This window comes from Methylobacterium aquaticum, assembly GCF_016804325.1.
Taxonomy (GTDB): Bacteria; Pseudomonadota; Alphaproteobacteria; order Rhizobiales; family Beijerinckiaceae; genus Methylobacterium; species Methylobacterium aquaticum_C.
Genome location: NZ_CP043627.1, coordinates 5,171,997 through 5,194,979, shown reverse-complemented (window position 1 = coordinate 5,194,979; position 22,983 = coordinate 5,171,997). Strand labels below are relative to the sequence as shown.

General features: G+C 69.1%; 16 protein-coding genes and 1 pseudogene. 14 read left to right on the top strand and 3 right to left on the bottom strand.

The features are described 5' to 3' along the window. Positions 1-56 precede the first annotated feature (56 nt). The 14 genes and pseudogenes from nuoK (at position 57) to F1D61_RS23635 (ending at position 19,572) form a co-directional block, all read left to right on the top strand. On the top strand, positions 57-362 hold the full coding sequence (gene nuoK, locus F1D61_RS23700) for an NADH-quinone oxidoreductase subunit NuoK (RefSeq protein WP_048425446.1): 306 nt from the start codon (positions 57-59) through the stop codon (positions 360-362). Between the two features lie 79 nt (positions 363-441). Further along, positions 442-2,562 carry an NADH-quinone oxidoreductase subunit L gene (nuoL, locus tag F1D61_RS23695; RefSeq protein ID WP_203154532.1) on the top strand — a complete coding sequence of 707 codons (2,121 nt, stop codon included), beginning with the start codon at positions 442-444 and terminating at the stop codon, positions 2,560-2,562. Between the two features lie 22 nt (positions 2,563-2,584). After that, a complete protein-coding gene (locus F1D61_RS23690; RefSeq protein ID WP_203154531.1) occupies positions 2,585-4,105 on the top strand; it encodes an NADH-quinone oxidoreductase subunit M in 1,521 nt (506 codons plus the stop codon). Positions 4,106-4,115: 10 nt separating this feature from the next. After that, positions 4,116-5,561, top strand: a complete 1,446-nt coding sequence (gene nuoN, locus F1D61_RS23685; RefSeq protein WP_203154530.1) for an NADH-quinone oxidoreductase subunit NuoN — start codon at positions 4,116-4,118, stop codon at positions 5,559-5,561. Between the two features lie 4 nt (positions 5,562-5,565). Next, a pseudogene (locus F1D61_RS23680) lies at positions 5,566-6,365 on the top strand (biotin--[acetyl-CoA-carboxylase] ligase). A gap of 204 nt (positions 6,366-6,569) precedes the next feature. Next, positions 6,570-8,243 (top strand): ribonuclease J, encoded by a 1,674-nt coding sequence (locus tag F1D61_RS23675; protein WP_203154529.1) that lies wholly within the window; start codon positions 6,570-6,572, stop codon positions 8,241-8,243. Between the two features lie 321 nt (positions 8,244-8,564). Then, a complete protein-coding gene (gene mce / locus F1D61_RS23670) occupies positions 8,565-8,969 on the top strand; it encodes a methylmalonyl-CoA epimerase (RefSeq protein ID WP_203154528.1) in 405 nt (134 codons plus the stop codon). Then, positions 8,966-9,304: a DUF1467 family protein gene (locus F1D61_RS23665; RefSeq protein WP_246775494.1), complete on the top strand. Its 339-nt coding sequence runs from the start codon at positions 8,966-8,968 to the stop codon at positions 9,302-9,304. Before mce ends, F1D61_RS23665 begins: the two co-directional genes overlap by 4 nt. 493 nt (positions 9,305-9,797) lie before the next feature. Then, positions 9,798-11,132, top strand: coding sequence for a proline--tRNA ligase (gene proS, locus F1D61_RS23660; RefSeq protein ID WP_203154527.1), 1,335 nt, complete (start codon positions 9,798-9,800; stop codon positions 11,130-11,132). A 4-nt stretch (positions 11,133-11,136) separates the two neighbouring features. Next, positions 11,137-12,441, top strand: coding sequence for a lipoprotein-releasing ABC transporter permease subunit (locus F1D61_RS23655; RefSeq protein WP_203154526.1), 1,305 nt, complete (start codon positions 11,137-11,139; stop codon positions 12,439-12,441). A gap of 240 nt (positions 12,442-12,681) precedes the next feature. Further along, entirely contained in the window at positions 12,682-13,383 is a 702-nt protein-coding gene (locus F1D61_RS23650) for an ABC transporter ATP-binding protein (RefSeq protein WP_203154525.1), read from the top strand. A gap of 212 nt (positions 13,384-13,595) precedes the next feature. Next, the gene (ppdK, locus tag F1D61_RS23645; RefSeq protein WP_203154524.1) at positions 13,596-16,274 is read left to right on the top strand and encodes a pyruvate, phosphate dikinase; all 2,679 of its coding nucleotides are present in this window, start codon (positions 13,596-13,598) and stop codon (positions 16,272-16,274) included. 205 nt (positions 16,275-16,479) lie between these two features. Continuing rightward, the gene (locus tag F1D61_RS23640) at positions 16,480-18,216 is read left to right on the top strand and encodes an adenylate/guanylate cyclase domain-containing protein (RefSeq protein ID WP_203154523.1); all 1,737 of its coding nucleotides are present in this window, start codon (positions 16,480-16,482) and stop codon (positions 18,214-18,216) included. 144 nt (positions 18,217-18,360) lie between these two features. Continuing rightward, complete coding sequence (locus F1D61_RS23635) at positions 18,361-19,572, top strand: cell wall hydrolase (RefSeq protein WP_203159237.1); 1,212 nt, start codon at positions 18,361-18,363, stop codon at positions 19,570-19,572. Positions 19,573-19,732: 160 nt separating this feature from the next. On the opposite strand, the gene F1D61_RS23630 is transcribed toward F1D61_RS23635, so the two are convergent. The 3 genes from F1D61_RS23630 to F1D61_RS23620 form a co-directional block, all read right to left on the bottom strand. Next, positions 19,733-20,179, bottom strand: a complete 447-nt coding sequence (locus tag F1D61_RS23630; protein WP_203154522.1) for a hypothetical protein — start codon at positions 20,177-20,179, stop codon at positions 19,733-19,735. Positions 20,180-20,196: 17 nt separating this feature from the next. Then, entirely contained in the window at positions 20,197-21,162 is a 966-nt protein-coding gene (locus F1D61_RS23625) for a hypothetical protein (protein ID WP_203154521.1), read from the bottom strand. 179 nt (positions 21,163-21,341) lie between these two features. Then, a complete protein-coding gene (locus F1D61_RS23620; protein WP_203154520.1) occupies positions 21,342-22,982 on the bottom strand; it encodes a hypothetical protein in 1,641 nt (546 codons plus the stop codon). Between the last annotated feature and the right edge of the window lies 1 nt (position 22,983).

Below are 22,983 nucleotides of genomic sequence, written 5' to 3'. Positions count from 1 at the left end.
GCGGGGCGGGATGCGCCTCGCGACACGAAGGCGGCCGCCCGCGGTCGAGAGGCACGATGATCGGTTTGAGCCATTACCTGACGGTCGCGGCGATCCTGTTCACCCTCGGGGTGCTCGGCATCTTCATCAACCGCAAGAACATCATCGTCATCCTGATGTCGGTCGAGCTGATCCTGCTTGCCGTGAACATCAACCTGGTGGCGTTCTCGACCCATCTCGGCGACATCGTCGGCCAGGTCTTCGCCCTGTTCGTGCTGACGGTCGCCGCCGCCGAGGCCGCCATCGGCCTTGCCATCCTGGTGGTGTTCTTCCGCAACCGCGGGTCGATCGCCGTCGAGGACGTCAACATGATGAAGGGCTGACGAAGGCCTCCCGCCCTCAGTCCTTTACCCCTGAACCAGTGCCGCAGCGGCAAGAGCCACGCGAGGCCGGACCCCGAGCATGTACCACGCGATCGTCTTCCTGCCCCTGATCGGCTTCCTCATCGCCGGTCTGTTCGGGCGCCGCATCGGCCCGCGGGCCAGCGAGGTGGTGACCACCGGCATCCTCGTCTTCGTGGCGCTCCTGTCCTGGGTCGCCTTCTTCGAGGTGACCGGCGGCCACGGCCACGGCGCCACCACGCATCACGTCGCGACGTGGTTCACCGCCGGCGGCCTGACGGTCGACTGGGCGTTCCGGGCCGACACGCTCACCGCGGTGATGCTGGTGGTGGTCAACAGCGTCTCGGCGCTCGTCCACCTCTACTCGATGGGCTACATGCACGAGGACCCGCACCGGCCGCGGTTCTTCGCCTACCTGTCGCTCTTCACCTTCGCCATGCTGATGCTGGTGACGTCCGACAACCTCGTCCAGATGTTCTTCGGCTGGGAGGGCGTCGGCCTCGCCTCGTACCTGCTGATCGGCTTCTGGTACGAGAAGCCCTCGGCCAACGCCGCGGCGATGAAGGCGTTCATCGTCAACCGCGTCGGCGATTTCGGCTTCTCGCTGGGCATCTTCCTCTGCTTCGTGCTGTTCGGCGCGGTCTCCTACGACGCCATCTTCGCCAAGGTGCCGGAGCTCAAGGACGCGACGTTCCACCTGCTCGGCTACGACTGGAACGCGCTGACCATCTGCTGCCTGCTGCTGTTCATGGGCGCCATGGGCAAGTCGGCGCAGTTCCTGCTGCACACCTGGCTGCCGGACGCGATGGAGGGCCCGACCCCGGTCTCGGCGCTGATCCACGCCGCCACCATGGTGACCGCCGGCGTGTTCATGGTCGCCCGCCTGTCGCCGCTCTTCGATGCCGCGCCCAACGCGCTGATCGTCGTGACGGTGATCGGCGGCATCACCGCCTTCTTCGCCGCCACCGTCGGCCTCGTCCAGAACGACATCAAGCGGGTCATTGCCTACTCGACCTGCTCGCAGCTCGGCTACATGTTCGTCGCGCTCGGCGTCGGCGCCTACGCGGCGGGCGTGTTCCACCTCTTCACCCACGCCTTCTTCAAGGCGCTGCTGTTCCTCGGCGCCGGCTCGGTCATCCACGCGATGCACCACGAGCAGGACATGCGGAACATGGGCGCCCTGCGCCGCTACATCCCCTTCACCACCGCCATGATGGCGATCGGGACCCTGGCGCTGATCGGCTTCCCGTTCACCGCGGGCTTCTACTCGAAGGACGCGATCATCGAGGCGGCCTACATGTCGACCCGGCCGGGTCACGTGCTGGCCTTCCTGGCGACCGTCATCGCGGCCTTCATGACGTCGTTCTACTCCTGGCGCCTGTTCTTCATGACCTTCGAGGGGCCTGCCCGCTGGCAGAACGCCCATGCTCACGGTCACGAAGACCACCATGCCGACGCGCACGGCCATCACGCGGTCGCCCACGCCTCGGCGCAGGCGGATGGTGCCCCGGGCCACCACGAGGGCGTCGCCCACGACGACAAGGGCCACGACATCGAGCCCGCCTCGCACTCGGCGATCGAGCACCACGACCACCACGCCCATACCCCGCACGAGAGCCCGCGGGTGATGACGATCCCGCTCGCGGTCCTGGCGCTCGGCGCGCTCTTCGCCGGCCTGGTGTTCAAGAACCGCTTCATCGGCGAGGGCATGGACGAGTTCTGGAAGGGCGCGCTCGCGCACGGCCCCGACAACCACATCATGCACGACATCCACAATTCGCCGGCCTGGGTGCAGCACTCGCCCTTCGTGATGCTGGTACTCGGCTTCCTGCTCGCCTACTGGATGTATATCCGCCGGCCCGGCACGGCCCACCGGCTCGCCGAGAGCCAGCCGCTGCTGTACCGCTTCCTGCTCAACAAGTGGTACGTCGACGAGATCTACGACCGGGTCTTCGTCCGCCCGGCCAAGGGCTTCGGCGAGTTCCTGTGGAAGGTCGGCGACGGCCGCATCATCGATGGCATGGGCCCCAACGGCATCGCCGCCCGCGTCGTCGACATCACCCGCGGCGTGGTCCGTTTCCAGACCGGCTACGTCTACCATTACGCCTTCGTGATGCTGGTCGGCGTCGCGGCCCTGGTGAGCTGGTACCTGATCACCGGCGTCTCCGCGGCCACCCACTGACCTGACCGGAGAACAGAGAATCATGCTCGGCCTCGGGATCCTCTCCGGCCTCATCATCCTGCCGCTCGTCGGCGCCGCGTTCATCCTCACGCTCCGCGGCGACGACGAATCGGTCCGGCGCAACGCCCGCTGGGCGGCGCTCATCGCGACGCTCGCCACCTTCCTGCTGTCCCTGGTCGCCTGGGGCCGCTACGACACCTCGACGGCGCAGTTCCAGCTCGTCGAGAGCCATGCCTGGCTGACGGAGACGATCCGGTTCAAGCTCGGCGTCGACGGCTTCTCGATGCCGCTCGTCCTGCTCACCACCTTCCTGATGCCGTTCTGCGTCGGCGCCTCCTGGCTGTCGATCGAGCACCGGGTGAAGGAGTACTTCGTCGCGTTCCTGGTCCTCGAGGCCACGATGATCGGCGTGTTCTGCGCCCTCGACCTGGTGCTCTTCTACCTGTTCTTCGAGGCCGGCCTGATCCCGATGTTCCTCATCATCGGCATCTGGGGCGGCAAGCGCCGGATCTATGCGTCGTTCAAGTTCTTCCTCTACACCCTGCTCGGCTCGGTGCTGATGCTGCTCGCCATCATGGCGATGTACTGGCAGGCCGGCACGACCGACATCCCGACCCTGCTGCAGACCCGCTTCCCGGCGAACATGCAGATCTGGCTCTGGCTCGCCTTCTTCGCCTCCTTCGCGGTGAAGATGCCGATGTGGCCGGTCCATACCTGGCTCCCCGACGCCCACGTCGAGGCGCCGACCGCCGGCTCGGTCATCCTGGCGGGCATCCTGCTGAAGATGGGCGGCTACGGCTTCATTCGGGTCTCGCTGCCGATGTTCCCGGACGCGTCCCACTACTTCGCCCCGATGGTCTACACGCTGTCGGTGGTGGCGATCATCTACACGTCGCTGGTCGCGTTGGTGCAGACCGACATCAAGAAGCTGATCGCCTATTCGTCGGTGGCCCATATGGGCTTCGTGACGCTCGGCCTGTTCACGCTCAACGAGCAGGGCATCCAGGGCGCCCTGTTCCTGATGATCTCGCACGGCATCGTGTCGGGCGCGCTCTTCCTCTGCGTCGGGGTGATCTACGACCGGATGCATACCCGCGAGATCTCGGCCTATGGCGGCCTGGTGAAGCGGATGCCGCTCTACGCCGTCGCCATGATGGTGTTCACCATGGCCAATGTCGGCCTGCCGGGCACCTCGGGCTTCGTCGGCGAGTTCCTGGCGATGATGGGCGCCTTCCGGGCCAACCCGATGGTGTCGTTCTTCTCGGTCTTCGGTATCATCCTGTCGGCGGCCTACGCCCTGTGGCTGTTCGCCCGGGTGGTCTACGGCAAGCTCGAGAAGCCGAGCCTGCAGGGGATCACCGACCTCGACCGCCGCGAGATGCTGATCCTCGCCCCGCTCGTGGTGCTGACGATCTATTACGGCGTCCATCCCGGCCCGATCCTCGACGTCTTCGCGCCCTCGACCGACGCGCTGATGCAAGGCATGCGCGCCGCCCTCTCCACGACCCAGACCGCTGCCGCGGCGCTGCCGGTCCCGCACTGAGTTCTTCGCGATGAACGCCGCTCAGATCGTCATGCCCGCCATCGGGCCCGCCTTGCCGGAGCTGATCCTCTCGGTCGGCGTCCTGGTGCTCATCCTCTACGGCGCCTTCAAGGGCGAGCGCTCCACCGAGGGCGTCAGCGTCGGCGCCCTCATGCTGCTGATCCTCGCCCTGTTCGCGGTGGTCAGCCAGCCCTTCGGCACCAAGGTCACCACCTTCAACGGCTCCTTCATCGTCGACGGGTTCGCCCGGGTGATGAAGGCCCTGACCCTGATCGGGTCGGCCGCCGCCATCCTGCTCGCCAAGGAGCATTTCGAGCGCGAGCGCATCGCCCGCTTCGAGTACCCGATCCTGGTCGTCCTCGCGACGATCGGCATGATGATCATGGCCTCGGCCAACGATCTGATCGCGCTCTACATGGGCCTGGAGCTGCAGAGCCTGGCGGCCTACGTCATCGCCTCGTTCCACCGCGACGACGTGCGCTCGACCGAGGCCGGCCTGAAGTACTTCGTGCTCGGCGCGCTCTCCTCGGGCATGCTGCTCTACGGCGCCTCGCTGGTCTACGGCTTCACCGGCACCGTGTCGTTCCCGCACATCGTCACCGCGCTCCGCGAGGGCTCGGGCCTCGGCGTCGTGCTGGGCGTGGTGTTCGTCGCCGCCGGCGTGTCGTTCAAGCTCGCCGCCGTGCCGTTCCACATGTGGACGCCGGACGTCTACGAGGGCGCCCCGACCCCGGTCACCGCCTTCTTCGCGTCGGCTCCCAAGATGGCCGCGATGGCGATGGCCGTGCGCGTCTTCATCGGCGCCTTCCCGGTCATCACGCCGGAATGGCAGCAGATCATCGTCTTCGTGTCGATCGCCTCGATGGCGCTCGGCTCCTTCGCGGCGATCGGCCAGCGCAGCCTCAAGCGCCTGATGGCCTATTCCTCGATCGCGAATGTCGGCTACGCGCTCATCGGGCTCGCCGCCGGCACGCAGGAGGGGGTGCGCGGCGTCGTGATCTACATGGCGATCTACCTCGCCATGACGCTGGGCGCCTTCGCGGTGATCCTGTCGCTGCGCCGCGGCCGCAAGATGTACGAGACCATCGACGACCTGTCGGGCCTGTCGCGCACCCATCCCCTGGTGGCGTTCCTGCTCGCCATGATGATGTTCTCGCTTGCCGGCATCCCGCCGCTCGCCGGGTTCTTCGCCAAGTTCTACGTCTTCGCCGCCGCCATCAAGGCGAACCTCGTGACCCTGGCGGTGATCGGCGTGGTGACCAGCGTGGTCGGCGCCTATTACTACCTGCGCCTCGTCAAGGTGATGTATTTCGACGAGCCGGCCGAGGCCTACGAGCCGATGGGCCCAGGGCTCCGTATCGTGCTCGGCCTGTCGAGCGTGGTGGTGCTGCTGTTCTGGCTCATGCCGGCCCCGCTGGTCGGCATTGCCGGGGCTGCCGCGAAGTCGCTGTTCTAGCCGCATGACCTTCGTGCTCGACCCCGCGGCCAAGGCCGCGGGATACCGTCTCGAGGTCCATGACAGCCTCGGCTCGACGAGCACGCAGGCCATGGAGATGGCGCGGGCCGGCGAGACGGGACCGCTCTGGGTCGTCGCCCGCGAGCAGACCGGCGGCCGCGGCCGGCGCGGCAAGGGCTGGGGCTGGATCGACGGCAACCACGCCGCGAGCCTGCTCTGGCCGGTGCCCGCAGGGCTAGCCCCCGACCGGGTCGCGACCCTCGGCTTCGTCGCCGGCCTCGCCGTGGAGCGGGCCTTGCGCCGGGCCTGCGGCCGGGGCCGGACCGGCGAACCCCCGATTTCCGGCTGAAATGGCCGAACGACGTTCTCCTCGACGGCGCCAAGCTCGTCGGCATCCTGCTCGAGATGGAAACCCTGCCCGAGCGCGGTGCCGTCGTGACGATCGGCATCGGCATCAACGTGACCGGCGCGCCCGAGGGATTGCCCTACGCGGCGACATCCCTGGCCCAGGCCGGTTGCGCCGTCGATGCGCCGGGCTTGTTTCGCCTGCTCAGCGGCGCCTGGATCGAGGTCGCGCGGCTGTGGGACGAGGGCCGGGGCTTCTCGCGCATCCGCGACCAGTGGCTCGGCCTCGCGATGGGACTCGGCGGCCCCGTGACCGCACAGGTCGGCGGGGGCGCGGTGTCCGGGACCTTCGAGACCATCGACGAGAGCGGCCGGCTGATCGTGCGGCAGGCGGGCGGGACGCGCGTCCCGGTCTCCGCCGGCGAGGTGCATTTCGGAGCGGCCGCCAGCGCGGCCTGACGGGGAGGCGGCCCGGCGCCCGCGCGGCGACGACGCTCTCCCCCGATACGTTCGAAGTCTTTTCGGCGGGGCGCCTTACGGCGCCGCCGCCGCGCGGCCGTTCCAGGCCGCACACGCAACATGACGGCGCCGTGACCGTGACGGCAGACGAGGCCGTTCCTCGAGTGGGACCGCGACGGCGGTTCGTTCAGTGGTAGGTTGGACATGTCGAACAAGGGAGATGAGCTGATCTTCGTGCCCCTCGGCGGGGTGGGCGAGATCGGCATGAATGCCGCGCTCTACGGCTTCGGGCCTCCGAAGCACCGCAAGTGGATCATGGTCGATCTCGGCATGGGCTTTGCCAGCGAGGAGCACATGCCGGGCGTCGACCTGATGTACCCGGATCTCAGCTTCGCCGAGGAGAACCGCGAGAACCTGCTCGGCATCCTGATCACCCACGGCCACGAGGACCATATCGGGGCGATCGGCGAGCTGTGGCCCAAGCTCAAGGTGCCGATCTACGCCACCCGCTTCACCAAGAACCTGATCGAGGCCCGGCGCCTCGGCGAGCCGGGCGCGCCCAAGGTCGACATGCGCCAGGTCCCGGACGACGGTCGCCTCCAGCTCGGGCCGTTCTCGATCGAGTACGTGCCGGTGGCCCACTCGATCCCGGAGGCCAACGCGCTCGCCATCCGCACGCCGCTCGGCATGGTGCTGCATACCGGCGACTGGAAGCTCGACGACACGCCGGTGGCCGGCAACTCGACCTCCGAGGAGACCTTCACCCGTCTCGGCGAAGAGGGCGTGCTGGCGCTGGTCTGCGATTCGACCAACGTCACCCGCGAGGGCCGCTCGCCGAGTGAGTCCGAGGTCGCCGACCATCTCGCCGAGCTGATCCGCAACTCGCCGCATCGCGTCGCTGTCACGACCTTCGCGTCGAACGTCGCCCGCATGCGTGCCGTGTGCCTGGCCGCGCAGGCCTGCGGGCGCGACGTGGTGGCGGTGGGCCGTGCCATGGACCGGGTGATCGACGTCGCCCGCGAATGCGGCTACCTCGACGGGCTGCCCGAGATCCGCGGCGCCGAGGCCTATGGCTACCTGCCGCGCGAGAAGGTGGTGGCGCTGCTCACCGGCTCCCAGGGCGAAGCGCGGGCGGCCTTGGCCCGCGTCTCGCGCGAGGAGCATCCCGAGATCTCGCTGGCCCCCGGCGACCGGGTGATCTTCTCCTCGCGCGCCATCCCCGGCAACGAGCGGGCGGTCGGCGCGATCATCAACGACCTGATCGAGGCCGGCATCCAGGTCATCACCGACCGCACCGAGCTCGTCCACGTCTCGGGCCACCCGCGCCGCGACGAGATGGCGGCGATGTATCGCTGGACCAAGCCCCGCATCGCGGTACCGGTCCACGGCGAGGCGCTGCATCTCGCCGAGCATGCCACCTTCGCCCGCAAGCAGGGCGTCGAGCAGGTGGTCAAGGCCCGCAACGGCACCCTGATCCGCCTCGCTCCCGGCGAGCCCGAGATCGTCACCCACGTCAAGAGCGGGCGGATCTACAAGGACGGCAACGTGCTCGTCGATTCCAACGACCGCGCGATCCCGGAGCGGCGCAAGCTCGCCTTCACGGGCATCGTCTCGGTGGCGATCGCCCTCGACAAGAACGGCGAGGTCAAGGGCGAGCCCTCGATCGACCTGATGGGCCTGCCGAGCTACGGCCGCAAGGGCGAGGTCATCATCGACATCATCGGCGATGCGGTCGAGCGGACGGTCAACGGGCTGTCGCGGGTGAAGCGGCGGGATTCGGAAGCCGTCGAGAACGCCGTCGACCGGGCGATCCGCTCCGCCGTCAACGAGGTGTGGGGCAAGAAGCCGGCCTGCCACGTGATGGTGGTGGAGGTCTGAGGGCAGGGGGCGTCGGCGGAAGCCGACGTTCTTCCAGGATGGCGCGAGAAACCCTCCCCCCTCTGCGGGGGAGGGTGCCCGGCGGAGCCGGGGCAGCGGGACGAAGTCCCGCCGAGAGGGGCAGCGCGACGCTGCTCCAGGTGGCGCCCGTCAGAACGGTTCCGCCCAATCCGGAAGCGTGGTTCCCCTCTCCCGGCCTGCTCCGCAGGCCACCCTCCCCCGCAGAGGGGGGAGGGTTGAGTGCGGATCCTGAAGTATCTTCTTGGATGCGGACCTCGTCACAACGAATATCCCTCAACGACCCACCGGAGGAACACCCCCATGATCGGCCGGCTCAACCACGTCGCCATCGCGGTGAAGGATCTCGACGCCGCGGCGAAGGTTTATCGCGATACCCTCGGCGCGACGCTGTCGGCGCCGCTGCCGCAGCCGGAGCACGGCGTGACGGTGATCTTCGTCGAATTGCCCAACAGCAAGATCGAGCTGCTCGAGCCGCTGGGCGCGGATTCGCCGATCAACGCCTTCCTGGAGCGCAACCCGGGCGGCGGCATCCATCACGTCTGCTACGAGGTCGACGACATCCTGGCGGCCCGCGACAAGATGAAGGCGCAGGGTGCGCGCATCCTCGGCACCGGCGAGCCGAAGATCGGCGCCCACGGCAAGCCGGTGCTGTTCCTGCACCCGAAGGATTTCCTCGGCACCCTGGTCGAGCTGGAGCAGGCGTGAGCGTGGACGCCCTCCTCGACCGTGCCACCGCCACCATCCCCCGCACCCTCGCGGTCTGCATCGGGCTGATGCTGCCGGTGCTGGCGCTGGCGGTCTGGGGCTTTCGCCTCAGCGGCTTCGGGGCGGGCGCCCTCTATTTCGTGGTGTGGTGGATCGCGCTGTTCGGGGTGCTGCCGTTCCGGACCGCACCCGACGGCACCGAGGTGGTCGTGCCGGGTCAGGATCTCGGCGCGCCGCACAAGCCGCAGATGCGCCGCAAGGCGGTGTGGACCACGCTGGTGTCGGACGTGGTGTTCATCCTGGCCGTCGCGGCCTTCCCGCTCGCCGGATTGTAACCGGTCGCGACCTTTCACGGTCGCGATCGACCCCCGTGCTATCAAAACCCGTATCGCCAGGGCCCAAAATAAAAAAGCAAGGCTCGGAAGCCTTGCTTGTAAGCTTTCTGAATGTTTTTGCCAGCCTGATTTCTGTTATTCACCCCGATGGGCGTTGAGGCTGGCTTTTCCTCCCGAGACTCGGACCTTGCGCGGCGCCGTTCGGCCTGCCTGCGCATCATCGCGAGGCCGCTTATAGGAAGAAGAATTCGCATTGTCACCTACCCCGCAGCAGGTTGATGCGTTTTTTTGCATGGGCTGCGCATTTTTCTCCTCCGCCCCGCGCCGGACGCGTACCGCCCGGGGCCAAGCAGAGTGACGAGGGCGCCCGGGACCGCGTTTCATGTTTTGCGAACGGCGCCGGAAGCGTGCAAAAGGGCGTGCCCCGGGGAGAGACTCCCGGGCGGGGCTTTGCCCCGCGACACGCCACCCGCCTGCCACGCCAAGGTCCGACATGCGTCTCAGCCGCTACTTCCTGCCCATCCTGCGCGAGACGCCCAAGGAAGCGGAGATCGTCTCGCACCGGCTGATGCTGCGCGCCGGCATGATCCGCCAGGAATCGGCCGGCATCTATGCCTGGCTGCCGCTGGGCCTGCGGGTACTCAACCGCGTCGCCGACATCATCCGGGCCGAGCAGGACCGCTCCGGCGCGGTCGAGCTGCTGATGCCGGTGATCCAGTCGGCCGATCTGTGGCGCGAGTCGGGCCGTTACGATGCGTACGGCAAGGAGATGCTGCGGATCAAGGACCGGCACGAGCGCGACATGCTGTTCGGGCCGACCAACGAGGAGATGATCACCGCGATCTTCCGCTCGGCGGTGCGCTCCTACAAGGACCTGCCGAAGAACCTCTACCACATCCAGTGGAAGTTCCGCGACGAGGTGCGGCCGCGCTTCGGCACGATGCGCTCGCGCGAGTTCCTGATGAAGGACGCCTACTCGTTCGACCTCGACCAGGCGAGCGCGCGGCACTCGTACAACAAGATGTTCGTCGCCTACCTGCGCACCTTCGCGCGGCTCGGCCTCAAGGCGATCCCGATGCGGGCCGAGACCGGGCCGATCGGCGGCGACCTGTCCCACGAATTCATCATCCTGGCTCAGACCGGCGAGAGCGAGGTCTTCTGCGACCGCGCCTATCTCGACTTCCCGACCCCCGACGCGACGATCGACTTCGACGACGTCGCCGGGCTCCAGGCCACCGTCGACCACTGGACCTCGCGCTACGCCGCGACCTCCGAGATGCACGATGCCGACGCCTTCGCACAGGTGCCGGCGCCCGAGCAGATGGCTGCCCGCGGCATCGAGGTCGGCCACATCTTCTATTTCGGCACCAAGTACTCGGAGCCGATGGGCGCCAAGGTGACCGGTCCGGACGGGCAGGAGCGTCCGGTCCATATGGGCTCCTACGGCATCGGCCCGAGCCGGCTGGTGGCGGCGATCATCGAGGCGGGTCACGACGAATCCGGCATCGTGTGGCCGGATGCCGTGGCGCCGTTCGACGTCGCGCTGCTCAACCTCAAGGTCGGGGATGCCGGCACGGATGCCGCCTGCGCTAAGCTCCAGGGCGAGCTGGAGGCCGCCGGCCTCACCGTGCTCTACGACGACCGCGACGAGCGCCCGGGCGGAAAGTTCGCCACCGCCGACCTGATCGGCCTGCCCTGGCAGGTCATCGTCGGACCGAAGGGGCTGGCCGAGGGCAAGGTCGAGGTGAAGCGTCGCGCCACCGGCGCCCGCGAGACCGTGGCCCCCGACGCCGTGCCGGCCTTCCTGCGCCAGAACCGGACGGTCTGACCCGATGCCTCTCGCCGCCATCCGCGCGCGCCTGCCGAAATTCGGCGGGCTACGCCCGAGCGGGGGCGGCACCCTGCCGTTCGCGCCGTTCGAATGGACGATCGCCGGGCGCTACCTGCGCACCCGGCGGAAAGAAGGCTTCGTCTCGGTCATCGCCCTGTTCTCGTTCCTCGGGATCATGCTGGGCGTGGCCACCCTCATCATCGTGCTCTCGGTGATGAACGGCTTCCGCAAGGAGCTGTTGAGCAAGATCGTCGGCATCAACGGCCACATCTTCGTGGCGCCGATCGACCGGCCGCTGACCGACTTCGCCGACCTGTCGGACCGGCTCGGCAAGGTGGCGGGCGTCCATCTCGCCCTGCCGATGGTCGAGGGCCAGGCCTTCGCCTCGTCGCAATTCGGCGGCTCGGGCGTGCTGGTGCGCGGGGTGCGGGCCGACGACCTGAAGAAGATCCCCTCCGTCGCGGGCACCATCCGGGGCGGGACGCTGGAGAATTTCGACGCCGGCGGCGGCGTCGCCATCGGCAAGAGGCTCGCCGAATCCCTCGGGCTGCAAGCCGGCGACACCATCACCCTGGCGACTCCGAAGGGGGCTACGACGCCGTTCGGGACCGCGCCGCGGATCAAGAGCTACAACGTCGCGGCGGTGTTCGAGGTCGGCATGTCCGAGTTCGACGGCACCTTCGTGTACATGCCGCTCACCGAGGCCCAGGCCTTCTTCAACCGCGACGGCGACGTCTCGGTGATCGAGGTCTTCCTCGACAACGCCGATTCGGTCGGCGAGGCGCGGAGCGAACTGGAGCTCGCCGCCGAGCGGCCAGTGCTGATCACCGACTGGCGCCAGCGCAACCGCACCTTCTTCTCCGCCCTCGAGGTGGAGCGCAACGTGATGTTCATCATCCTCACGCTGATCGTGCTGGTGGCGGCGCTCAACATCGTCTCGGGCCTCATCATGCTGGTGAAGGACAAGTCGAGCGACATCGCGATCCTGCGCACCATGGGGGCGACGCGGGGCGCGATCATGCGGGTGTTCCTCATCACCGGCGCCTCGATCGGCATCCTCGGCACGCTGGCCGGCTTCGTGCTCGGCCTCGTCTTCTCGGCCAACCTCACGGTGATCCAGCGCACGCTCTTCCCCGGCGCCTGGGACCCGACGGTGCGGTTCCTGTCCGAGATCCCGTCCGAGACCAATGCCAGCGAGGTCGTGGCGGTGGTGGCGATGTCGATGGTGCTGTCCCTGCTCGCCACGCTGTACCCGTCCTGGCGCGCCGCCCGGCTCGACCCGGTGCAGGCCCTGCGCTACGGCTGATGCGAATGCCGGACGCTTGCTTCCGGAATTCGCATCAGCAGACTGCGCGGCGCTTGAGCGAAGCCGACTTCCGCCTTGCGAAAGCGATTGCGCAGCAATCGCCGAGCAATCAATCGGACGTCGTATGAGCCTTTCCGGCCCGCGCCCCCCGATCCTGTTCCCGAGTACCCACCGGATGCCGCGACCCGTCGATTCCCCGATCCCCGCCCCGCGCCCCAGAGCGAGGGGCGCCTGACGCCGATGGACGACACCCCGCATCAGCCGGTCCCGGCGCTCTTCCTCGCCCAGGTCGAGCGCCGCTACACCCAAGGCGACGGCCATCTGGAGATCCTGCGCGGCGCCGATCTCGCGATCTGGCCCGGCGAGATCGTGGCGCTGGTCGCGCCCTCCGGCACCGGCAAGTCGACCCTGCTCCACGTCGCCGGCCTGCTCGAGCGGCCCGATGCCGGCGAGGTCTATATCGGCGGCCAGCCGAGCGCCCGGATGGACGATGCCGCCCGCACCCGGATGCGGCGCGAGGAGATGGGCTTCGTCTACCAGTCGCATCACCTGCTGCCGGAATTCTCGGCGCTGGAGAACGTCGTGCTGCCGCAGCTGATCCGCGGCCTCTCGGCCGGCGAGGCGCGATCCCGCGCGTCGGAACTCCTGTCGTTCCTCGGCCTCAAGGAGCGCCTGAGCCACCGCCCGGCGGAACTGTCGGGCGGCGAGCAGCAGCGCGTCGCCATCGCCCGGGCGCTCGCCAACGGCCCGCGGCTGCTGCTCGCCGACGAGCCGACCGGCAACCTCGACCCGCAGACCGCCGGCCACGTCTTCGCGATCCTGGTCTCGCTGGTGCGGGCCTCGGGCGTCGCGGCGCTGATCGCGACCCACAACCTGGAGCTCGCCGCCCGGATGGACCGGCGGGTGACGATCCAGAACGGGCTCATCGTCCAGCTCGCCTGACCCGCCGCCGGCTCGCCGGGCGCTAGATCTGGTATCGGGATCGGGCCCGGCCGGGCGAGGCACGCAAGTCCTCCCCGTCCGGTACGGCCCGCACCTAAGACTTTTGGATGACCCTGCCGTTCAGCTTGCGTTGGGCCGGGGAATGGTCCAACCCGGCGGGAACGTCAGGCGGCAGCCGCTACGAACGGACAAGTGACATGGCCGGAAGTGACATGGCAAAGTGGGTCTACACCTTCGGCGACGGCAAGGCCGAGGGCAAGTCGGCGATGCGCGACCTGCTCGGGGGCAAGGGCGCGAACCTCGCCGAGATGTCGAATCTCGGTCTCCCGGTGCCGCCGGGCTTCACCATCACCACCGAGGTCTGCACCTACTATTACGACCACGGCCGGCAATACCCGCCGGAACTGGAGGGTCAGGTCGCGGGTGCGCTTGAGGCCGTCGGCAAGCTGACCGGCCGCCGCTTCGGCGATGCCGAGTCGCCGCTCCTCGTGTCGGTGCGCTCCGGCGCCCGGGCCTCGATGCCCGGCATGATGGACACGGTGCTCAATCTCGGCCTCAACGACACCACCGTCGAGGCGCTGGCCCGCGGCGCCGGCGACGAGCGCTTCGCCTATGACAGCTACCGCCGCTTCATCACCATGTACTCGAACGTGGTGCTCGGCGTGGAGCACCATTCCTTCGAGGAGGTGCTGGAGCGCTACAAGGACGAGAAGGGCCTGACCCTCGATACCGAGCTGGGTGCCGCCGACTGGAAGCACCTGATCGGCGAGTACAAGGCGCTGGTGAAGCGCGAGCTCGGCCAGGACTTCCCGCAGGATCCGCAGGCCCAGCTCTGGGGCGCGATCGGCGCGGTGTTCGGCTCGTGGATGAACCCGCGCGCCAACAAGTACCGCGAGCTGCATAGCATCCCGGCGAGCTGGGGCACCGCGGTCAACGTCCAGGCCATGGTCTTCGGCAACATGGGCGAGACCTCGGCCACCGGTGTGGCCTTCACCCGCAACCCCTCCACCGGCGAGAAGGCGCTCTACGGCGAGTTCCTGATCAACGCCCAGGGCGAGGACGTGGTGGCGGGCATCCGCACGCCGCAGGACATCACCGAGGTCGCCCGCATCGAATCCGGCTCCGACAAGCCGTCGATGGAGCGGGCGATGCCGGAGGCCTATGCCGAGCTGGTGCGCATCTACGGGATGCTCGAGCACCATTACCGCGACATGCAGGACCTGGAATTCACGGTCGAGACCGGGAAGCTCTGGATGCTGCAGACCCGCAACGGCAAGCGCACGGCGAAGGCCGCGCTCCGCATCGCCGTTGAACTGGCGGCCGAAGGCCTGATCACCCACCAGGAGGCGGTCGGCCGCGTCGAGCCGGCCTCCCTCGACCAGCTGCTGCACCCGACCATCGACCCGAAGGCCGAGCGCAAGGTCATCGCCACCGGCCTGCCGGCCTCGCCGGGCGCCGCCTCGGGCGAGATCGTGTTCAATTCCGAGGAGGCCGAGGCGGCCAAGAAGGCCGAGCGCAAGGTCATCCTGGTCCGCATCGAGACCTCGCCGGAGGACATCCACGGCATGCATGCCGCGGAAGGGATTCTCACCACCCGCGGCGGCATGACCTCGCACGCGGCGGTGGTCGCCCGCGGCATGGGCAAGCCCTGCGTGTCGGGTGCCGGCCAGATCCGGGTCGATTACGCCGCCCGCACCCTGTCGGTCGGCGGCGTGACGCTGAAGGCCGGCGACCGCATCACCATCGACGGCTCGAACGGCCAGGTGATGCAGGGTTCGGTCGAGATGATCGAGCCCGAGCTGTCCGGCGACTTCGCGGCGCTGATGGAATGGGCCGATGCCGTGCGCACCATGAAGGTCCGGACCAACGCCGAGACCCCGCTCGATGCCCGCACCGCCCGCAAGTACGGCGCGGAAGGGATCGGCCTGTGCCGCACCGAGCACATGTTCTTCCAGGAGGAGCGCATCGTGGCGATGCGCGAGATGATCCTGGCCGACGACGCGGAAGGCCGGCGCACGGCGCTCGCCAAGCTCCTGCCGTACCAGCGCCAGGACTTCGTCGAGCTGTTCACCATCATGTCGGGCCTGCCGGTCACCATCCGGCTCCTCGACCCGCCGCTGCACGAGTTCCTGCCGCACTCCGACAAGGAAATCGGCGAGGTCGCCGCCGCCACCGGCGTCCAGGAGGACAAGGTGCGGCGCCGGATGAACGAGCTGCACGAGTTCAACCCGATGCTCGGCTTCCGCGGCTGCCGTCTGGCGATCCTCTATCCGGAGATCGCCGAGATGCAGGCCCGCGCCATTTTCGAGGCCGCCGTCGAGGCCGCCAAGCAAACCGGCACGCCGATCATCGCCGAGGTGATGGTGCCGCTGGTCTTCACTCGCACCGAGTTCGACCTGGTGAAGGCCCGCATCGACGCCATGGCCGAGGCCGTGGCCTCCGAGACCGGCACCAAGGTCGAGTACCAGGTCGGCACGATGATCGAGCTGCCGCGCGCCGCTCTGCGGGCCGGCGACATCGCCCAGACCGCGGAGTTCTTCTCCTTCGGCACCAACGACCTGACCCAGACCACGCTCGGCATCAGCCGCGACGATGCGGGCCGCTTCCTCGGCCCGTATACGCAGCGCGGCATCCTGGCCTCCGACCCCTTCGTGTCGATCGACCAGGAGGGCGTGGGCGAGCTCGTGAAGCTCGCCGCCGAGCGCGGCCGGGCGGTGCGGGACAAGCTGAAGCTCGGCATCTGCGGCGAGCATGGCGGCGACCCGGCCTCGATCGCCTTCTGCCAGGAAACCGGCCTCGACTACGTCTCCTGCTCGCCCTTCCGCGTGCCGATCGCCCGGCTCGCGGCGGCGCAGGCGGCGCTCAAGGTGAAGGGCCGCGGCGAGGCGTGAGCCAGCGCTGCGCCTCCTCATAAGAGCACTTTCCCCTCCCCCTTGTGGGGAGGGGCTAGGGGGGTGCCGGAGAGGTCTCGCGCTCTACGCGGCACCACCCCCACCCCCTTACCCCTCCCCACAAGGGGGAGGGGAGGCGCCCCAATTTATGCGCAGGCGTAAGCGGATAGCGTCGTAAGCGCCGGCTGTCCCAAGAGAGGACCCCATGCGCGAGCCGCCGCCCGCCGGCCGTCCCGATCCGCAGGCCGGCGCCCGCCTGTGGCGCGGCTCGCTCGCGCAGCGCCTGCGGCTGGTCTCGGGCCTCGTCCTGTTCGCCTTCGCGGCCACCCATTTCGCCAACCACGCCCTCGGCCTGATCGGCCTCGAGACGATGATGGAGGCGGCGCGCTGGCGGGTCGCGGTCACGCGCTCGCTGCCCGGCAGCCTGATCCTCGGCCTCGCGCTGCTGGCCCACGTCGCCTTTTCCCTGGTGCGGCTCGCCGAGCGCCGGACGCTCCGGATGCCGCCCTGGGAGGCGATGCAGACGCTGCTCGGCTTCGCGATCCCGTTCCTGCTGGTGCCGCACGTCATGGGCACGCGGATCGCCAACCTGGTGGACGGCACGCGCACCACCTACGCCTACGTGATCGCCCGCATCTGGCCCGACGGCATGGGCTTCCAGACCGCGCTGCTGGTGGTGGTCTGGCTGCATGGCTGCCTGGGCCTGCATGCCTGGCTGCGCCTGTCGCCGCTCTACCGGCGGGTGGCGCCGCTGCTCGCCGTTCCGGCCTTCGGCCTGCCCGCCGCGGCGCTCGCCGGCATCGTCACGGAAGGCCGGCTGATGGACCGCGACCTGGCGCTGGCGCGCCGCTTCGATGCGCCGGATCTCGGCGCCCGCTGGCAGGTGCCGCCCGTCGATTCCGCGGTCGGGGCCTGGGGCGACGCCGTCACCGGTGCGATCTACGCCGCCGTCGCCCTGGCCCTCGGGATCGTGCTGGTGCGGGCCGCCGCGACCCTGCGGGCGAGACGCTTCAGCGTCACCTATGTCGACGGGCCGACCGTGAGGAGCCTGGAGGGGCCGACGCTCCTCGAGATCAGCCGGGCGAACCGGGTGCCGCACGTCTCGGTCTGCGGCGGGCGCGGGCGCTGCTCGACCTGCCGGGTGCTGGTGGTCGCCGGGGAGGACCGCCTGTCGGCGCCCGGGCCCCAGGAGGCCGCGGCGCTCAGGGCGATCGGCGCCCCCGGCAACGTGCGCCTCGCCTGCCAGGCCAGGCCCGGCGGCGACGTGGCGCTGGTGCGCATCCTCGACCCGCGCCGCGAGAGCGCGGACCAGCACCTCGCGAATACGGACGTCGCCGGGATCGAGCGCGAGGTGGCGATCCTGTTCATCGACATCCGCGGCTTCACCCCGCTCGCCGAGCGCAAGCTGCCCTTCGACGTGGTGTTCATCCTCAATCACTTCTTCGAGGCGGCCGGCCGCGAGATCGAGGCGGCGGGGGGCTGGATCGGCGGCTATGCCGGCGACGGGCTGCTCGCCCTGTTCACCCATCCGGACGGGATCGGCCCCGCCTGCCGGGCCGCCTTCACCGCCGCCGGCACCGTCGACCGGGCGGTGACCGACCTCAACCGGCGTCTCGCCGCGGAGCTTCCTGCGGCCTTGCGGATGGCGATGGGCCTGCATGCCGGCCCCCTGGTGCTCGGCCGCCTCGGCTACGGCGAGAGCCGCGGCATGTCGGTGATCGGCCCGGCGGTGAACCTGGCGAGCCGGCTCGAATCCCTCGCCAAGGCCGCCGACGTGCAGCTCGTCGCCTCGGCGGAAGCCGCGGAGCGCGCAGGGCTCGCCCTCGACGGGTTGCGGGTCGAGACCGTGGCGGTGCGGGGCGTGCGGGCGGAACTGCCCGTGATCTACGCGCCACGGGCCGCCGACCTCGCCGGGCGGTTGCGTTCTCCGGCATCGGCTTAACCAACGCTCAACCATACCCCGTAACACTCCGTGTCGAGATGTCGGTCCCGCGCGGGCCGGTGGTGGAGCGGGGACGGGACTGTGGGCAGGCGGTACTTGCGCAGGCGCGACCTGCGCAGACGGCAGGTGCGACGGGCGAAGGGGATGCGCTGGCTCGCCGCGGCCGTCGCGCCCTGGGCCGTCGGCCTCGGCGTCCTGGTCTCGTTCACGGCGTCCGCGGGTTACGAAGCCTCGCTGGGATCGAGCGCGGTCGCCCGCCTCGTGCCCCGCGCCACGCCGCCGCTGCCGGAGCGCGGCCTGATCACGCCGGTCGCTCTCTCGTCCATGAGCCTGACCGGGCCGTTGCGCCTCGTCCTCGATTCCGAGTCCCTGCGCCCGGACCTGAAGGCGGATGCCCGCACCCGGCCCCTGGCGGAGCGCACGCACAAGGGCGACGCCCTGGTGCCGGCCCGGGTGACCGGCGCCGTCCGCCCGGCCTCCCTGGCGGCCGGCTGGCTCGGCAGCGACCGGCCGAGCGTCGCCTCGACCTTCACGCCGGGCTCCGCGACCTGGAACCCGGAGCTCGAGCCGCAGGACGGCTTCGTGCCCCTGCCCGAACCCGATGCCGGCGAGGCGGGCGCCAGTTCGCCTGCAGCCGGCGCCTCGGCGCCGACCCGCGGCGCCGCGGCCGGCGGGCAGACCGCCATGGGCAAGCCCCGCGATCCCGATGCGCGTGAGGCGAGCCGGGGCGGCAGCACCCCGGCGGTGCCCCGCGCCGTCGCCCTGTCCTCGACCACCCCGGCGCCTGCCGATGCGACGCCGGTCGAGATCGCCGCCGGCGGCCAGATCTCGCCCCGCCTCGACCGCGACCCGAAATCCGCCGTCACGACCGCCGCCCGCATCAATCCGGAGGTCCCGCCGAGCGAGGACGACCGGCGCCGCTACGCCGACCTGATCACCCCGGAGAATGCCGAGAAGGAGCAGCGCTGCCTCGCCGAAGCGGTGTATTTCGAGGCCCGCGGCGAGCCCGAACAGGGCCAGGCCGCAGTCGCCCAGGTGGTGCTCAACCGCGCCAAGAGCGGCCTGTATCCTGCCAACATCTGCGGCGTCGTCTACCAGAACCGCCACCGCTACATGGGCTGCCAGTTCTCCTTCGCCTGCGAGGGCAAGTCGCTGCGCATCACCGACGACGCCTCCTGGCAGACCGCCACCCGCGTCGCCCACGCGGTGGTGGAAGGCCGCACCTACCTCGCCGATGTCGGCGGGGCGACGCATTACCATGCCGACTACGTCAAGCCGCGCTGGTCGCGCCGCCTGCGCAAGATGGACGTGATCGGCCGCCACATCTTCTACCAGCTGCGGCCGGGCCAGACCTGACCAGGTGTAGCGCGCAAAATCAGATGGCACGGCGCGCAGGTTCGGATGTCACCAGTTTGCGGGCCGGGAACCCGCAAGTCGCGAAGCCCTGCCGCTCGGCGCGGCGGTCCGCCGCGCAGGCTAGGGGCCAGGGGCACACCTACAGAACCGCCCAAGACAGCTACCGCGCCCGCAGGTACTCGAGCGTCCAGCGCGGATCGCTGGCCGCCATGGCGGCACGGAACGCCTCCACGAGGGGATGCGTGAAGCTGTAGGACTTCGCCCCCGTGAGGAACCCGACCGCTTCCTTGCGCGGGGTCGGCCGTCCGGTGTCGTCGTCCGGCAGGGGGCTCACGACCGCCTGAATGGCGGCCGGGATCACGCCGGGGCCGACGAACCCGAGGAAGTTGCCGTAACCGATGAGTCCGTCTCCCCATAGCCCGCGGGCAAACTGGCGGTCCGATATGTCCGGCATCGCGACGACGGCCGGCGGCTCCCACAACGGCGACCCGTCGTCCGGCTCGCCGCGCTGGCCGGCAAACTGGTCGCCGAGATCGGCCGCGCCATCCCAGATAATGACCTGGATCTTGCGGCCCTGCGGGTCGCGGATTTGGTAGCGGTCGGTCATAGCGGAACTCCCAGGGCTCACGACGCGAAATTCCATGCGATACGAATTTCGCCCCGCCCACCATTGCCCCCCTTCCCGGAGGGGTAGCCAGTGTCTGAGGGGGCGCCCGCACCACCGCCGCCGCCGGGAATACCGCCATCCGCCCCGGCCTGTCCGGAGATGTAGGCGCCACCGCCCCCGCCCGAACCGCCAAGATGCGGTGCGGCCGTGTTCAGTCCGCCAGCAGTCGGGAGAGCGCTGGCGGTGTCGCCGGTCCCATTCTTCCTGGCAACCGGGCCGGGATTGACGTCGTAGAGGTCGATCGGGATATCGCCATTCCCGCCGTTGGCGGTGGCGGTCGAATTGGCGGCGGCCCCTCCGGACGCGCCCCCGGTGCCGGTCATCGTCGTGGATACGCCGGTTGTTCCGGTTCGCCAAAGGGAGAGGATACTGCCAAAGCTCGTGCCGCTGCCGCCGACGCCAGCCGCGCCGGCCGTGCTGTCGGTCGTGACGCTGGCGCCGCCTGCGCCGCCCGCATCAATGGTGCATGGGATCGAGGCTCCGGGGGCATAGCGCGCATAGAAATGGGCGGCGGTGATCCGCTGTTGCTTCACGAGCCCCCCGGCGCCTCCGTTTACGGCCGCCCTACTCGCCGTTGTCGCCTGACGCCCGCCGCTATTTCCGCCGGTCCCACCCTTAAATACGGTCACGTCCAGGCTCTTAAGAAACGGCGGCGCAATAATCGGACCCGACGACGTGACAACCTGAAGCCATGAAGCAATCTGGGCTTGAACGACCTGCCACGCCGAGCCGTTCGAGCGCAGCCGCACAACGTCGCCTTGCTGCGGCAGCCACACGAGCGGCACGCCGCCGGTTCCAACAACGATAACGATCCCCGCCCCCGCATCGGCCTTGGTGATGACCTGCGTTGCGCCGTCGCCGGCTGTCGAGGCGACGACGAGAGTAACGGTCGCGTTCGAGGCACCTGTCGCGACCGTGAGCACTCCCGTCGTGTCGTTCGTTGTGGTCGTATAGGCGCCTCCCGCCGGGGCGAGCGGCTGCGATGGAAGCGCCGTCGCACCTACCGGGAGCATGTCGCCCGACCCGAGTGGGCGGGGCTCCCCGTTGGGGCCAACGACGAAGGGTAGAACTACGCCCATGACTGAACCTTTCCGAGTATCGATCAGAGCGGGACGTTAGCGCCGCGGACCACTTTGAAGGCGCCATGGCGAGCGTTGATGTTTGTATCGAGCGTCGTGTCTGCGTTGCCGTCAGTCCACGTCGCCGATACGGTGACTTGGCAGCGCCCGGACACTGCGGCGACGACGGTCGAAAAGGCCGGCCACCCGGGAGGCGTGGACGAGTTGTTCGGAGCGATCTTGATTGCCGGGGATGATACGACGACCCGGCCCATGGCGTTGTAGGAGCAGGCCGCGTCCATCGTCGCAATGGTGCCGCCGCCGTCGACCCCGCCGATCAGGCCGGTCAGGGAGACTTCGAACCGCGTCATCGTGTTCGGCGCGAGAATGATCGTCCACAGCTCGACCGTGTGCGCGCCGGTGCCGGCGTACCCGACGACCCGACCCCCGGCCGTCCAGCTAGACCCACCGAGGTCCTGGATCTCGCTATGCTTGACTGGGGGCAGGCCCGCCCACGGGGCAGAGCCGCCGATCGAGCCCTTGACCTTGAGACGCGACGGCGGAGTTGCGCCGCCATCCCATTGCATAGCTTCGATAGAGCCCGCGTCCACCTGGCCGTCGAGACTGATGTTGCGGTTGTATGTGGTGCCCGGGCCGATCGAGAGGACGCGCCCCTCGCCCGACTGATAACCCGACATGACGATGTCACCGCACGCGTAGCCAACGCCCTCGCAGCGGAAGAACGACCGCGTACCGCCGCCGCGCAGGTCGGCGAAGGTGTTGCCGGTACTCGACCCCTTCGTGAACGACACGAAATCAGTCGGCCTGATACCCTGAGATCCGACGCCGCCGTAAAGCCCGGTAAAGCTGTTCCAGCCGCTATGGCTTTCGAGCCCGTCGCCTTTGTCGACGGCGACATCGGTCGCGATCCGAACGATATTCTTGATCGCGAAGCCGCCGAGGTCCTGGAACAGGCCGTAAGACCATCCGGCGGACGCGCCCACGACCTCGATCAAGGCCGTCTGATCGTAGGCCGGCGAGGCGCTCGACCATTGGCCTTGCGTGTTGAGGCCGCGGATGATCCGATTGCTGATGCTGACGCCAGCTTGGATCGTCGCGCGAATGATGGGCCCGTTGTAATCGAGGATCGACAAGACGGTTGCCGCGCCCTCGCCCTCGACGCCAGGGCACTTCGAGCCCACGCCGGTCGGAAAGTCCGACGTCTTGACGAAGCGCCAATCGCCGGCGGGGATACGCACGGGCCGCCCGGTCGTACCGCAGTCGACAAGCGCCCTCTGAAGCGCGTCGTCGGCGAGCTGTCCCGACACCACGTCGTAGGCGGTCAGGTAGAGAGGCTGATCGTGCAGGATCGCGTCCAGCGTCCGCGTGGAGGAACCGCCCCGCGCACGCACGAGCAGGTCGTCGCCGTAACCTTGCTCAACCGCGCGCCGACCGGAAGGCAGCGCCTTGAGGAGCGTGGTGACATTCTGGGATCCATCGGGATTGCACAGCGTGATGGTGCGGTCGGCCCGGTTGATCGACAGTCCGCCGGCCGACGCTCCAGCGCAAAACGCGCTCGGCGGGTTGCGGCCCGACACAGTCGTGGACTGGATCGCATCCAGGGCCCAGGCCGGACCGGGAGCAACCAGGGCAGCCAGAACGAGAGAGGTGCGGGAGCGAAGCATG

Coding starts and splice junctions, on each gene's coding strand:
- nuoK (WP_048425446.1), top strand. CDS start 57: ATGATCGGTTTGAGCCATTACCTGACGGTCGCGGCGATCCTGTTCACC.
- nuoL (WP_203154532.1), top strand. CDS start 442: ATGTACCACGCGATCGTCTTCCTGCCCCTGATCGGCTTCCTCATCGCC.
- F1D61_RS23690 (WP_203154531.1), top strand. CDS start 2,585: ATGCTCGGCCTCGGGATCCTCTCCGGCCTCATCATCCTGCCGCTCGTC.
- nuoN (WP_203154530.1), top strand. CDS start 4,116: ATGAACGCCGCTCAGATCGTCATGCCCGCCATCGGGCCCGCCTTGCCG.
- F1D61_RS23675 (WP_203154529.1), top strand. CDS start 6,570: ATGTCGAACAAGGGAGATGAGCTGATCTTCGTGCCCCTCGGCGGGGTG.
- mce (WP_203154528.1), top strand. CDS start 8,565: ATGATCGGCCGGCTCAACCACGTCGCCATCGCGGTGAAGGATCTCGAC.
- proS (WP_203154527.1), top strand. CDS start 9,798: ATGCGTCTCAGCCGCTACTTCCTGCCCATCCTGCGCGAGACGCCCAAG.
- F1D61_RS23655 (WP_203154526.1), top strand. CDS start 11,137: ATGCCTCTCGCCGCCATCCGCGCGCGCCTGCCGAAATTCGGCGGGCTA.
- F1D61_RS23650 (WP_203154525.1), top strand. CDS start 12,682: ATGGACGACACCCCGCATCAGCCGGTCCCGGCGCTCTTCCTCGCCCAG.
- ppdK (WP_203154524.1), top strand. CDS start 13,596: ATGGCAAAGTGGGTCTACACCTTCGGCGACGGCAAGGCCGAGGGCAAG.
- F1D61_RS23640 (WP_203154523.1), top strand. CDS start 16,480: ATGCGCGAGCCGCCGCCCGCCGGCCGTCCCGATCCGCAGGCCGGCGCC.
- F1D61_RS23635 (WP_203159237.1), top strand. CDS start 18,361: ATGCGCTGGCTCGCCGCGGCCGTCGCGCCCTGGGCCGTCGGCCTCGGC.
- F1D61_RS23630 (WP_203154522.1), bottom strand. CDS start 20,179: ATGACCGACCGCTACCAAATCCGCGACCCGCAGGGCCGCAAGATCCAG.
- F1D61_RS23620 (WP_203154520.1), bottom strand. CDS start 22,982: ATGCTTCGCTCCCGCACCTCTCTCGTTCTGGCTGCCCTGGTTGCTCCC.